Below are 13980 nucleotides of genomic sequence, written 5' to 3'. Positions count from 1 at the left end.
CTGATGCAGTTGAAAAATCACTTTGGGTACACGGGCTGGCGATTTTAGATTTTAGATTTTAGATTTTAGATGTTAGATTTTAGAATTGACTCTACAGATGGATGAATGTGGGGGATTTAACTAAAATCTCAACCCTAATTGCTCTCCAGGACTCCTTTCTTCAAACAAATATCCGTATGGAGGTGAATTCGGAAACCCGGTTTCCGAGTTCACCTGCGCCAAGAGAGTGGTCGGACGATCGATCGCCCGACACACACTAACCAAAAATCACCTCCGGCGGCGCCATGTCAGCCCCCACATTCATTCCCCCGTTGCTAGACTTCTTCAAGCCTGGTTGAGGCGCTTTTTCTGGGGTCTTCTGAGCCGGTGCAACTGAGGCTGGCGGTGTCACCTGCGTTGGAGGTACTGCCTGTGCTCCTGGCACCACGGGTTGCTGCGACAGCCAACCCAAACCCCCTACAGCCCCAGCCATCAAAGCGGTGTAGCCGATGTACAAATGCACCGGACGCATTTGAAAGCCTTCGCTTGAGTCGGAATCGGAAACAGACACATACATACTGGGAATTGGAGTCGGAGCGGGTTTGGGCAAAGCATTCGCCATAGCGCTGCCGTCTAGTCCCAAGGCGTCGCCGAGTCTGCGGATAAAACCTCTAACGTAAATATCTTGGGGCAGTTTGTCGATTTCCCCATTTTCGATCGATTCGATGTGGTGCAACGGCACGAGAGTTTGACTGTGGAGTTGCTGCAGGGATAAGGAGCGAACTTGCCGTCCCTTACGCAATTCTCTACCCAACTCCTGCAAGCACTCTTCTCGCTGTTGAACGGCTAAAGCTGCTTCTTCTTCCTTGGTGAGTTTTTTTGGCTTTTTGGGAAAACCGAACCCTGGGAAGGATTTTCCGGGGACTGTGACAGGTGCAGGTGCAGCCGAATCGACTTTATTTTCGTCTTGGGGCGCTTGTTTGCTGTCTTCAGAAGTGTTAGTGTCTCGATCGGAATTTTCAGTTTCGGACTCGGTTTGGGGCGGCGCTTCCACACTAGCGCTGCGCCAATAGAAGACAGGAGCAGTGACTGGTGGCTCCAATTCTTGAATTTCTGTCACCGTCTCAATGACGGGACTTACAGTAGTAAAACTCTCTTGGGTTACTTGCGGTTCAATTTTGTTTTGTTTGGGAAATCGATCGAATGCGAGCTTGACCGCTTCTCTGCTAACTGCTCTAATTAAAATTTCGGCAGCGGAGGCTGCTTCGCCCAACATTGTTTGCAGGCTAGCTAGAGCGTGGCTATAGGTGTCGCTACAGAGGAGTTCAGTTTCTATTTGACCTAGGACAGAACGAAAACTTTCTTGAGAAATTTCAATAGTTGGGTGATCTGTCACCCCAAAATAAGCCTCGGGTTTCAGTGCCATGATATTCATGTTGTCTTAGTAGAAGGTATCTGAGTACGTTCTTCGACAGGTTGGCAGTGATTCCGGATGTCGGTTGGGGGAGAGTGGGAGAGTGAGGGAGAGTGAGAGAAAGAGAGAGTGGGAGAGTGGGAGAGGCGCAATTCCCACTTATTGATCGTCTATTGCTTGTGGATGCGATCGAGCAAAAAAAGAGCCCCGAAAATCCCGACAAAATGGGCAACAGTGGCGTGAGTATTGGCGAGTACCACAAATATATCTAGCGGCTGAATAAATCGACCCAAATCAACTGCGGCACCGAACAAGGCTTGCGGCTGAGCTAGAGATTTGGCTAAAAGCGTACCGCTGATGGCTTCTGCACCGATCAGCGTCAGCACCATACCCGATAAGTTGCTCCAAAGTGCCAGCCGCACTTCTTTGATGGTGTCTGCTTTTTTGGGGCGGACAGCGTTAGCGGGCGATCGCAGTTGTCTCGACAAGCGGGTGAAGCGGAAAGAGCGATATACGCTGTAAGCGAGTACGGCCAGCCCGCAAATGGCAAAAAATACGCCGCCGCCGGTACCGGCACTGGTTGAACCAGCAGCGGCGCTAGCCCTGGGGATGGCGAAGGGGATGGCAAAGAGCAAAATGATCGCCGCTACCACCCCTAGCACTACCTGTACCCAGAAGCAAACCCAGCCTGTTGTACGAAGCGCAAAGGCAACTCGCTGTACGGCGACAGGAAGCTTATCGTTATCTAACTGATTAGTCATATTTTGAGCGGGTATAATTAATTGGCATTAGTTGGCGGCAGTTTTTTCTCTTCGGGGACGGTTGACGGCGGTTAACCCTCTTTATAATAGAAGTAGCAATGTTTAAGATTTGTAACTAACATTGGATTTCACATTTGAATAGCGTCGATCGCCAGGTACCCACAGCAATGACACAACTACAACCCACCGTCACTCCCAAACTGGAACAGCCAAAGTTTGGCTTCAACAGCTACGCGGAACGCCTTAACGGTCGAGCCGCGATGATCGGTTTTTCTCTAACTTTAATTATCGAGTATGTCACAGGCCAGGGCTTGCTGTCCTGGTTAGGTCTCAACTAATTTTAGCAATGGCGCGGTCAGCCTTACACTTTGTCTTGACTCGAACGGCAGCGGGTGTGACTTCTGCTGACCGCGACAAATTCGGGAATTGATTAAAATATTAATTAGAAACAAGCCCAGCGACTTCTCTGTCGAGAGAGATCTGTTCCCGAATGCAATAGCTGGCTTTTGGAGGTGTATATGGGGTGGAATTTTGATTTGACTAGCTTGGCAATTTTGCCTCGCTCCCGTACAATTCCCCACAGGCGAGAAGATTAATTTAGGTGAAGCTAGTCTTTGAGCTAGAAATCCCGATCGTTCCGCCAACTCTAAGTTTTAGAGCTTGTAAATAAATATAGAACAGAGTAAAACCAAATGAATGCTTCGTGGACGCGACTTTTGAGGTCAGCTTACCGTAGAGAACCAATTACCAGCTTTATTGTGACAGTGGGTCTTGTCGATGCAGCTATCGGCAGCATGGGTGCGAGTGGCTCTTTATTGGCTTTTGGGCTGGGGACTGCTGGGGTGGCGATGGCTCTCCGCTGGTGGCAATTTTACCGCTCTGCAGCCGAACAACCCGCACCTGCTCCCGAATACTATCTTCCTCCTCAGTCTTCTAGACCTCAGTTGCCCGTGCTTAACGTGTCTAAAAAAAATCCTCCTTATTAAGATTACCGGGCAATGGTGACTGGGCGAGGTGCCGATCGACTCCCTGGATCTGAGGCACTAAAAGATAGGGCAAGAAAGTCTTTCGATCTTGGATGCTTGGTTTATGAATATTTCTGTTGCCGAGAAACTGTACAAAATTGGCTCTGTAGCTGCCTGTAGTGGTTTGTCGGTGAAAACTGTTCGTTACTATGAGGAGATGGGCTTGCTGTCTCCTGCGGTAAAGCGCTCGCCCGCTGGTTATCGCTTGTTTGGCGAAACGGTATTTAACAGGTTGGCGTTTATTAAACGATCTCAGACTCTGGGTTTGAGCCTTCAGGAGATTAAGGATATTTTACAAGTTCGCGATCGGGGAGAGTTGCCTTGCTCTGAAGCGAAGCAGCATCTCACGGCTAAGGTAGAGGAAATTTCCGTGCAAATTGCAGCCTTAGAAACTTTGAAGAGGGAGTTGCAAGGCATTCTCAACTGCTGGCAAGAGCAACCCTCGCAGGCGAGCATTACTCGCACCATTTGTCCGAACATTCAGCGGGATTGAGCTGCAGAAAGATACAAAAAAAGGGAAGGAATTATCGGTTTCCTTCCCTTGATGGTTTTGTTGGTGGTTTTGTCGATCGTGTTGAGCTTTTAACTGTTTTCGCAGAGTTTGCTGTTGCTTTTTGAGTTGCCGAGCCCTGGCTGAGCCGCCTTTACCTTTGGAGTTTCTACCCTCGCTGCGAGGAGACTCCCAACTTTTTAGTCTCATGTTTTTCATTCTATGCACTACTTCTATACTACACCGCCAGATTTTCACTGTCAAGTATTTTTTAGAGCGATATTTCCTAGTGTCAACTTTTGACTGATGGGGATTTGCTACAGACATAGCGATGCTACGCCCATTGCCTGCGGCTAGTTACACCTACGCGCTTTTTGACAATTTGGGATGTAAGGGCGATCGCTTTTTTTCAGATTCAAGTATTCGGATTAGCTGTTCCCTGCGTGATGTACTGGATAATCCCGTCAAAATCCTTACGGATTTCTGCCAGTTGTTTTACCCAAGTATTAGAAGCATAAATCACTTCCTCTTCCTTCTGGCGAGCGGCTGCAATTTGCTTATCAATCTCTCCGTAAACCTGTTGCTCAAATTCAAATAGCTGTATTTCAATTTGATTTTCCAAGTCTTTTGCTGTTGATTGAAATTGACTCGTAATATCGCGACGGACATCAGACATTTTACTTTCTCGCTCCCGTTCCTGTTGCATTTGTAAAAGATCTACTCCTACCGAAACAAGTGCTAGAGCCGGCCCCAGGAATTTAGCAGCATTGCCGATATTTTTGGCCATACCAACCGCCTGCCAAGGCTTAAACTTAAAGCCGACAAATTTTCCTACAGCGACAACACTTTGATGTAAACCGCTTCCTGCTACATCTATCGAGCGGAGAAATCCTTGTTCAGCAGCGGTTTTTGCAAAACTCCTCGATGCCAAAGTGGTCAGCTTCACCCCGGCCGTCTCACCGATGTTTTTAAGCAAACCAACTTGGCTTTTAAGTCGCTCTACATCCATACCAGCCCCCAGATTTTGGGCTGATATGTTTGGATTTTTATCTAGGCAAGCAACAAAACTCTTGACTAGATTACCTTCTAGCACTTCTTCAACCTCCTGCCGGATATCTTCAACTGCTACGTTTACACCATCTTGCAGTTTGGTTTCTGCTTTCTCATAATGCTTCTGCACATTCAGTTCAGCTTGTTTATTCAGCCTTTCAAAGTTCTGATCGCTACCTGCAGCTGCGGCAAGAGTGTTGCCTTCGCTAGCAACTCCTGATGACATCTCCAGGGCTATATTTTTAACCTTGGTTCGCAGGCGATCGCGCTCTTTACGCACTGTGCGAGATAACCGTGTCAGCACTTCAAAAAAAGCAGAATCTTCGCTAGAGTTGCGAGTAAAGCTCAACTGAGCCTCATCAACGCAGCTTAGAGCAATTCGGACGGGTGTATCAAAACGAGCAAGGGAACTACGACGCTCTACAAACTGATTGAGAGCATCAATAAAGCTTGGAAAACGGCTGATTTCCGTCAGAAAATCATCATTGCCGTCCATGCCTTCACAGTAGTCTTTGGCATCGATAAAGCTGAGCGGAAATTCATCAAGGCTGTAAGGCTTCATTGCCTCGGCAAGACTTGTGCGGTAGTTGGCAATTTTTTGCTCTTCTTCTCCTGCTTCATCAGACATTTTATTGATGACCAACATCATTTTCCAGCGATAGCCTTTTTCATAGGCTAATTTCTTAAAATTCTCTGCTGTCAATGAGTCAAAGAGCATATAGGTGAGGCAAAAAACTAGCAAGTCTGATTTGTTTATCGCCTCATAAGTAATCTCATCGTGATCTTGGCGGTCTGTAAAAAGTCCAGGCGTATCAATTAGCTTGATGCCGTTCCAGTCATAATTGGTAGTTTTATCAGTAGCAATATCAGCATCAATGCGGATATCGCGCCGCCCTGTCATGGCAGAAATAATGGTTGATTTACCAGCACTGTATTGCCCGACAAAAGCTAGGCCGAGAATCCCCTGATCTTGATACTCTTTTAATTTCTCATGCACTTTTTTGCGGATAGCTGTTAGTTCCGGTGTGTTTCCCTGAGCCAGTAAGTTGTCAAATTTTCCTAGCGTTTTATTGAAAGATGCACCGACATCGGCAGCTTTAAAGTTGACGTTGTTCTGAGTCATGGTCGTTATAGTCCTTATTTGGTAGATTTGAGATTGCTAAAGGAAATATCCTCTTGAAGGATGTGTTTAATATCCTCTAGTGATTTTTGTCGCTGAACTTGCGATTTTGTGACAATCTTCATGTTACGCCCGAAATCTCGCTGAACTTTGGCAATGGTTTCGTTGATCCGCTCATCTGTGAGACTTTCGCTTTCTTCAGTACACCAGTCAATGATTCGCTTGGCATAAGCACGATTTAGATAATTTTCTGTACCTGATAACTTCTTTTTTGCTCCTTCAAGATGAGTCGCGATCGCCTCTAGTCCTGCAATCAATTCTTTAAAATAGATGTTGATATTAGTGGTTACAGAATCAGAATACTTACCAAATTCGCGCTGAGCCTGCTGTAGAGTGTTTTGCTTCTGAGTCTTGAGCTGAGTTTCCAATGAAGTTGAGATATTGATAACAGCCTCGCGTCGCTTTTCATCTCTGGATTTAAACATTCCGGCAATCCCGCTAACAACAGCAGTTACAATCCCGATAGCGGGGGCAAAAGGAAGGGCGACGACGAACGCTATAATTCCTGCTATCCCTAGAAGGCTTCCACCAATTCGGACAAAATCTTGAAAATTGTTTGAATCCTGCTCATTAAAGCTGAAATCACTGCTGCGAAGTTGAGATATTAGCTGTAATTCATTTCCTATTTCCTCAAGAGCTTCCTGAACTTCCTTATTAAAATTTTTGCTAGCCTGTTCATAAGTTATTTTTAAGCGTTCTTCAAATCGAAGTGCTTTTAGTTTTTGATCCCATCCATGCTTCTGGGTAGCTTCGTTACGGTTCCAATAATCTTCTGCAAAAGATGGAACAGCTTCTATAGCATCTTGAAAAATTTTCTCGATTTGTTGCAGGAAAGAGTCTTTAGCATCCTTAGCTGTTTTTTGGATATCCTTTTGGATTCCCTCACGTTTATTTTTTAGAGTTTCTGTCAATTTTTCATAGACTAAAGCTTGTTGATTTACCCACTTATAAGGATTATCAATTGCGCCTACGGTAGAACCCAGCAGAGTTTGAGAGCGGCGGATTGCGCCATGCTTAACCAGAGATTCACGAATTGAATCAAGAAAATCCTGCATCCGACTTGCCTTAAAAAGCTCCTGTTTCTTCTTTTCGTGTTCTGGTTCGCGGGAAAGCTGCGCCACTAACAGCATCACAGGAACAATATCGAAGTAGTCATTAGCATAATGCTCTTGAGCGTAGCGACGGATACGTTCAATGTGTCCACCTATACCACTTTGACCATCCATTTCAAACAGTTTATCAGGGTTCTGTAAGAAATGCTCCAACCGACGAGAGTCCCGCAGGTTATTCTTGACATTCAGGAGGATAATTAATGGCTTGGCTTTTTCCTTTAGTAACCGCAAGAAAGCAAACTCACTCTCTTGGATACTGTCATTTGTCACGACATAACAAATCACATCTGACTCGTCGATAATACTTTTAGCAATTTCTTCATCACTTTTGCCACCCGGAGCGCCAATCCCAGGAGTATCAATGATGCGGATATTCTTCCACTCGCACACCCGATTAAAGCGAGTTGTGCGCTGCTTGCCTACACCGATCGCATCCCATCCATCATCTGTAATGATGGCGTGAAGAGTGCTTTTCCCAGCCTTAGTTCTGCCCATAAATGTGATGCTGAAATGATTGAGAGCGCGTTCCTTTGCCCGAAGCGACTCCCGTACACTCTCAATTTCTTTAATAATCTCGGCACTCAGAGAGTTTCTAGTATCCTCAAGTTGCTTGGCGACTTCCTTAGCAGTGGTAGCTTGACCTTTACCATCTGTTTTATGTTTGATGTCTTCGATAGCCAGTTGAATATTTTTCCCCAAATTGGAAAGTGCTAGTAAAGCTCTTTGAAGTGCCAATTCTGCAAATTTGTAATCTTCATCAGCGATGACTGCACACTGACGAATTGCCTCGTCATATTCTGGCCCAGTTAACAGGATTTCCCGGCGTATTTGCTCAACTTTTTGCTCGCTCCCAGTGAGCTTTGCTACATTATCCACCAATGCGCGTGAAAGGAGAGAATCAGCCCCTTTAAGGAAACGCGCACCGAAAGAAACTTTCTGTTGTTGGTTGTGTTCGCCTAGGAATCGGGTATCAGTGAAGGCTCCTGCTTCTACAAGCTGTCGCTGTACTTCTCCCGCTGGCCAGTTCCAAATTCGTGCTACTTGTTCCGCCATCTGGCGTTCTAATGCTGAACAGAAACCGTCAACATAGGCGATCGCCAACATTTGCGACATGGCCTCACTTTGCTCACCGGGCGACACTTTCGGAGCTAAATCCTCTACAGAAAGCTGGTTTTCTTCTTGAGCAAGAATTTTTTCCATCTCAGCGAGAGTGCGTTGAGATGCGCCGATCTGCGTTGCTAGTTCGCGTAGTGCTTTCGACTCTTCACTGTGAATCTGCTGATCCGCGCAGACCATGTGGGTGACTAATAGGAATGGGTAGTCTAAGTGTTCGGTGCTACTTGAAGTTATGTCAGACATCTTAACTTATTCAATATAAAGTCATATTTAGTAGGTTTTTGCATCCCCACTCGACCATAAAAAGTCACATTTAGCTGGTTGCTATCGAAAAAGTCATAGATTCAAGACTTATTCGGCGACAGCGTTTCCGAATTTCTATCCTATGATACCCTATTCTTAGGTGACTTAGAATCTCTGCTGCACCAGCACTGCGAGCGCCTAACCGCATCCGAACAACAAGTTATCGCTTGGCTAGCAAGTACCCCGGAACCAGCAGACATCTCAAAAATACCAGAAAACCTGCAACTATCACGGGCAGAACTATTAAATGTCATGCAATCTTTAGGACGACGGTCATTAGTTGAAACAGTACAACAAAATGGGCGATCGCACTTTACGATCGCGCCAGTAATCAGAGAGTATATAACAAACAAAAAATGAAAATCGCCACCTGGAACGTCAACTCAATCCGCACCCGCCTAGAACAGGTTACTAGCTGGTTGCAAACAAACTCCCCAGACGTTCTCTGCCTCCAAGAAACCAAAGTTACAGACAAAGACTTTCCCCTAGAACCCTTCACCAACCTCGGCTACAACTGCTACATTTCCGGTCAAAAATCCTACAACGGCGTTGCCATTTTTAGTCGATCGCCCCTCACGCAAATCAGCACCGGATTTGCCCCCCTTCTCGGCGACGAAACCGCAGGTATTTTTGACGAACAAAAACGCCTCATAGCCGGGGTTATAGACGATATTTGCATTATTTGCGTATACGTTCCCAACGGTTCCGAAGTTGGCAGCGAGAAATATGAGTACAAACTAAAGTGGCTCAAACTCCTCCAAGAATACCTCAAAATAGCACTAGATAAATCCCCCAACTTGTGCATTTGCGGCGACTTCAACATCGTCCCGGACGATCGAGATATCCACAATCCCAAAGCCAATGCTAACTCCGTCGGCCTATCAGTAGCCGAGCGCCTCGCACTCACAGAAATCCTAGAATTAGGATTAAACGACCCCTTTCGCAAATTCACCTCAGAAGGCGGCCATTATAGCTGGTGGGACTACCGCGCCGCCGCATTTCCCCGCAACAACGGCTGGAGAATCGACCACCATTATCTCAGCCCTCCCCTGTACGAACAAGCAAAAAACTGTACAATAGACATTGCTCCCAGAAAATTAATCAAACCCAGCGACCACGCCCCCGTAATTGTCGAAATTTGATTTATAAGTTATAAGGTTAATAACAACTGACATCTTGCACCATTCTCAATAATCCTTTTATGGGCGGGCATGATGCCCACCCCACAAGAAAACTCATTCTTTGTGGAACAGGCCGGACAGCCTGTTATTGAGAAAGGTGCAAGATGTAAGTAACAACCAACAACTAAAAATCATGTTCTTAGTAACCGGAGCAACAGGCGCACTAGGCCGCCGAATTGTACGAGAAATCAGACAGCAAGAAAAGCCTGTCCGCGCATTCGTTCGCCTCGCATCTCGCTACTCAGAACTAGAAAACCGAGGCGCCGAAATTTTTATCGGCGACTTAAAACAAGACAAAGATATTAAAAAAGCCTGCCAAGGAGTGCAATACATCATCAGCAGCCACGGCACCGGCGGCGACGTTCAAGCAGTACACTACCGCGCTAACATAGAATTGATCGACTGCGCCAAAGAAGCCGGAGTGCAGCACTTTGTCTTTGTTTCGGTACTGGGAGTCGATCGGGGATACGAAGATTCCGCAGTATTCAAAGCCAAGCGAGAAGTTGAAAAATACCTGCAAAACAGCGGATTGAATTATACAATCTTGCGGCCTGCCGGTTTTGCTTCCAGCTTGTTACCCCTAGCAGAAAGATTTCGAGAAACCGGACTTTACCTGCTGATTGGCGACGGCAAAAACCGCACATCTGTTGTCAGTACCGACGACTTAGCAAAGATTGCCGCAGACTCGCCAACAGTCGAAGGCGCCCGCAACCAAATTCTGCGAGTGGGTGGGCCGGACGTGCTGACAAGAGACGACATTCCCCGCATTTTTGGACGCTTATTTAATCGGGAACCGATGGTAATCAATCCGCCGCTGGTTGTGTTTGACGGTTTGAGAAATGCCTTGGGTTTATTGAATCCTCAAGCTCAAAAAGACTTAGGAACTTTGCGCGTATTGCTTGGTAACGAGTATTTCTGCACTCCCGAAGAAGTGCAAAACTTGGAATCAATCTACGGCATGAGAATGGAATCCTTAGAAAGCTTTCTGCGGCGCAATTTGAGCGTTTAAAATGCTAGTTATTCTCGTTCCCCGGCTCTGCCTGGGAACGAGCAAATGTAGCGCCAAATCGCAACTGAAAACAATTTAAGCAGAAATAGGTAGTGGTTCAGCACCAATATAGCTCGTAACTGCGATCGGCGGAGAAGTCGGCTTAGCAATCAAATAACCTTGAACAAAAGTTGCTCCCCGTTCTCGCACCCACTCAAACTCCTCCAAAGTTTCCACACCTTCAGCAACTGTTTTAATTTCTAATTGAGCGGCAATTTCTAACATCTTTTCCGTAATGAGTGCCTTATAATAATCTTGATGGACATTGCGAATCAATTGCATATCTAACTTAATAAAATCTGGACGCAGTTGGTGCATCAAATTTAAATTAGAAGAACCGCTGCCAAAATCGTCCAGGGCAATTAAAAATCCCGCCTCTCGGTAAAACCTCAGAATATTAATCAAGTGATCGATATCAGGAGGGTGCTGAGATTCCGCTACTTCAAAAACAATATTGCTGTGAGGAATTCCCGCTTCATCAATAGCTTGTACTGTTCTTCGCAGGCACGTAGCGGGATCGTAAACTGAAGTCGGAGAAAAATTAATAAAAAGTAGTTCTTTGATATCGTAAACATGGGCTTCGCGGATAGCGCGAGTCCGGGCTAAAACATCTAGTTGAAAAATTAGGCCTGCTGATTCTGCTTGGGCAAAAATCCGACCCGGATAAATTAACTTTCCTTGCTCATCAATTCCTCGGAGCAGCGCTTCGTGGGCAAAAATTTTAGAAGTATCTGAGGTATAAACAATGGGCTGAAAATGTGTAGTAATGCGTTCTTCGGACAATAAATCTAACAGCCAATCAGAGTTACTCAAATTAATAAAAGAGTCTAAGGAAGTGCTGCGATAAAAATCGCTAAGTTTGGGCTGTTCAACTTCGCGCATCCACAAAACTTTTGTCTCTTTCAACTCTTGAGTTGTCAGCGCCGATGAGGCTAGGGCGTTAAACTTTTCTTTTGCTATTCCCTCAAGCATAATGTACAAACACTTGCTCTCTTCTAACAGCCGAAATTCAAGTTCAGCCTTGGTTAGTGCAGAAATAACCTTGGTCAGCGTGTGCGATACTGGAAACCACAGGTATAGACCTCCCCTGCCCTCTATTTTTTCGGGTACTGTTTCGCAGCGAGAGCAGGAGCCGAAGGCTTTGCCACTTATTTGCATTGGAATATCCTCCGGTTTTTGGGTTAATTTTAGACACGCTAACAATTAAGTTTTATTATAAGCTCATTCACCTATTAATACATCTATCTGAAGATGTAAATTTTAATAAAATTGTATGTAAGAATTATTGCAGTATTTATACTTGCCTCCGGTTTTAAACTTTGGTCAAAGTTCTCAGTTTTGAGCAAGTACGTGTGATTAAACACCGTCCCAAATCATCACAGAGGGAGAAGGCAAAGACTTGTTGGCTACTCTTTACTGCTGTTGTGATTCTTTACGCCTTATTCTCTAATTCCCTTTGCCAAAACAGTCGCTACAGTTAATTTTTTAGCAAAGGCAAATTAACACGCCCGTGAAGCGCAGCTATCCCGTAGGGAATCGCCCCCTCGACTAATTTATGCGTACCACAAATATACACACCCGGACGATCGTCCAAAACAAACTCACTTGCTGGGGAATATCCAATTTAATTTTATAATCGGGATGACAGGATTTGAACCTGCGACCCCCTCGTCCCGAACGAGGTGCGCTACCAAGCTGCGCTACATCCCGAATTTAGTCACTATATTTTTAGCCTATCACACTCAAGTCAAAATTGAGCAAGCTCGTATATAATTATTTGTAAAATACTACTCAGGCGGAGACAGACGTGACAGTTAAGCCCCAGTGGTTGCGAGTTAAAGCCCCCCAGTGGGAGCGCGTCGGCAACGTCAAAGAAATTTTGCGGGATTTATCCCTGAATACGGTTTGCGAGGAGGCTTCGTGTCCGAACATCGGCGAATGCTTCAACGCAGGTACTGCGACATTTTTAATTATGGGTCCGGCTTGTACCCGCGCCTGTCCTTACTGCGACATCGATTTTGAGAAAAAGCCCCAACCTTTAGATCCCACGGAACCCCAAAGATTGGCGCAAGCTGTGCAGCGGCTCAAACTCAATCACGTCGTCATTACCTCTGTCAACCGGGACGATTTGCCGGATGGAGGCGCGTCTCAGTTTGTCGAGTGCATTCAAGCAGTGCGATCGGCGATGCCCGATACAACTATAGAAGTTTTGATTCCCGACTTGTGCGGGAACTGGCAAGCTTTAGAAATCATTCTCGCAGCCCGCCCAGAGGTACTCAACCACAATACTGAAACCGTAAAGCGACTTTACCGCAAGGTTCGGCCGCAAGGAAAGTACGATCGCACCTTGGAACTATTGCAGCGAAGCCGCGAACTCGCACCTGGGGTTTACACCAAATCCGGCATCATGGTGGGACTGGGAGAAACAGACACCGAAATTCGGGAGGCGATGCAGGACTTACGGGCTGTCGGCTGCGATATTTTAACAGTTGGACAGTACCTGCAACCGACTCAAAAGCACTTGAACGTAGAAAACTTTGTGCCTCCGGAACAGTTTGATGCTTGGAGAAAGTTTGGCGAATCTTTGGGATTCTTGCAAGTTGTCGCTTCTCCCTTAACTCGCAGTTCCTATCACGCCGAACAGGTGAGGGAACTGATGAAACTTTACCCACGCTAGCAATTTTAATTTGAGTTGACTCGCGCCCGATCGCAACATTCTCACTAAAACCAGATCCACCGGGTAACAGCGAGGAAAAACTTGCGCTTGATATGCAAGCCCTGGGCAAAAAACCCGGTTTCAGATGCTGGTGTTCGGGCGTGATGTTAAGCGGGAAGCAGCAGCCAACAGCAAAACAATTATCGGTCGATCGTCGCCTCCAAGTCGCGACTTACGCAAAAGAGATCCAGAAACCGGGTTTCTTCCTCAAACTTCTAGGTTTTAATCCAGAAATTTGAGGAAGAAACCCGGTTTTTGCGTCAGCCAATAACTCGGTACTGGGGACTCTAACAACTCTGAAACCCATATTCTATAATGGATTAAACTTCTGCGCTCACTGCCGCGTATTTAATCAACAGCGCCGAGTTATATAAAGTTTTATTAAAAAAATGGCTAATTTTCCGAAGTGATCGGGAACCAGGTTATCGGTGATGAAGATTAACTTAACTTCTGACTAACGTCACTTGTTTCTAGCCAGTCACTATCTATACTAGCTACATAAACAAAGAAGTACAACACACTTTTCTGGCCTTCAACCTGTTACATCAGAAAGTTCTTAGCGTTTTCCAGAATCTTGGTAAAACAAGTGGGGCAGCAAAAGTTCG

The 13980-nt window shown here is 45.9% G+C and carries 11 protein-coding genes, 1 tRNA gene and 1 pseudogene; 7 read left to right on the top strand and 6 right to left on the bottom strand.

Going from position 1 to position 13980, the window contains the following annotated elements:
* Positions 1-256 precede the first annotated feature (256 nt).
* Positions 257-1405 (bottom strand): helix-turn-helix domain-containing protein, encoded by a 1149-nt coding sequence (locus QUA57_RS05885; RefSeq protein ID WP_333059945.1) that lies wholly within the window; start codon positions 1403-1405, stop codon positions 257-259.
* Positions 1406-1563: 158 nt separating this feature from the next.
* Positions 1564-2154, bottom strand: coding sequence for a DUF3611 family protein (locus QUA57_RS05880; RefSeq protein WP_333034942.1), 591 nt, complete (start codon positions 2152-2154; stop codon positions 1564-1566).
* Positions 2155-2321: 167 nt separating this feature from the next.
* On the opposite strand from QUA57_RS05880, the gene QUA57_RS05875 reads away from it, so the two are divergent.
* The 3 genes from QUA57_RS05875 (at position 2322) to QUA57_RS05865 (ending at position 3672) form a co-directional block, all read left to right on the top strand.
* A complete protein-coding gene (locus QUA57_RS05875; protein WP_172186391.1) occupies positions 2322-2492 on the top strand; it encodes a hypothetical protein in 171 nt (56 codons plus the stop codon).
* A 354-nt stretch (positions 2493-2846) separates the two neighbouring features.
* A complete protein-coding gene (locus tag QUA57_RS05870; protein WP_333059948.1) occupies positions 2847-3140 on the top strand; it encodes a hypothetical protein in 294 nt (97 codons plus the stop codon).
* Positions 3141-3243: 103 nt separating this feature from the next.
* Positions 3244-3672: a heavy metal-responsive transcriptional regulator gene (locus QUA57_RS05865; RefSeq protein WP_006632299.1), complete on the top strand. Its 429-nt coding sequence runs from the start codon at positions 3244-3246 to the stop codon at positions 3670-3672.
* A gap of 412 nt (positions 3673-4084) precedes the next feature.
* Here QUA57_RS05865 and QUA57_RS05860 read toward each other — a convergent pair whose 3' ends face one another.
* Positions 4085-5842 carry a GTPase gene (locus QUA57_RS05860; RefSeq protein ID WP_333059951.1) on the bottom strand — a complete coding sequence of 586 codons (1758 nt, stop codon included), beginning with the start codon at positions 5840-5842 and terminating at the stop codon, positions 4085-4087.
* A gap of 14 nt (positions 5843-5856) precedes the next feature.
* Complete coding sequence (locus QUA57_RS05855) at positions 5857-8370, bottom strand: GTPase (RefSeq protein ID WP_333059954.1); 2514 nt, start codon at positions 8368-8370, stop codon at positions 5857-5859.
* A gap of 416 nt (positions 8371-8786) precedes the next feature.
* On the opposite strand from QUA57_RS05855, the gene xth reads away from it, so the two are divergent.
* Together xth and QUA57_RS05845 are read left to right on the top strand one after the other, a co-directional pair.
* Positions 8787-9572, top strand: a complete 786-nt coding sequence (gene xth, locus QUA57_RS05850) for an exodeoxyribonuclease III (protein WP_333059957.1) — start codon at positions 8787-8789, stop codon at positions 9570-9572.
* Between the two features lie 172 nt (positions 9573-9744).
* A complete protein-coding gene (locus QUA57_RS05845; protein WP_333059960.1) occupies positions 9745-10620 on the top strand; it encodes an SDR family oxidoreductase in 876 nt (291 codons plus the stop codon).
* Between the two features lie 75 nt (positions 10621-10695).
* Here QUA57_RS05845 and QUA57_RS05840 read toward each other — a convergent pair whose 3' ends face one another.
* The gene (locus QUA57_RS05840; RefSeq protein WP_333059962.1) at positions 10696-11817 is read right to left on the bottom strand and encodes an EAL domain-containing protein; all 1122 of its coding nucleotides are present in this window, start codon (positions 11815-11817) and stop codon (positions 10696-10698) included.
* A gap of 478 nt (positions 11818-12295) precedes the next feature.
* Positions 12296-12369, bottom strand: a tRNA-Pro gene (locus QUA57_RS05835).
* Positions 12370-12460: 91 nt separating this feature from the next.
* Here QUA57_RS05835 and lipA point away from each other — a divergent pair.
* Together lipA and QUA57_RS05825 are read left to right on the top strand one after the other, a co-directional pair.
* Positions 12461-13336 (top strand): annotated as a pseudogene (lipA, locus tag QUA57_RS05830) (lipoyl synthase); the annotation flags it as partial.
* A gap of 92 nt (positions 13337-13428) precedes the next feature.
* A complete protein-coding gene (locus QUA57_RS05825; RefSeq protein ID WP_333059963.1) occupies positions 13429-13614 on the top strand; it encodes a hypothetical protein in 186 nt (61 codons plus the stop codon).
* The last annotated feature ends 366 nt before the right edge of the window (positions 13615-13980 follow it).

This window comes from Microcoleus sp. Pol7_B2, from assembly GCF_036701035.1.
In the GTDB taxonomy this organism is placed as follows: Bacteria; Cyanobacteriota; Cyanobacteriia; order Cyanobacteriales; family Microcoleaceae; genus Microcoleus.
The sequence above is the reverse complement of the archived record's forward strand: the minus strand, read 5'-3'. Positions and strand labels throughout refer to the sequence as shown.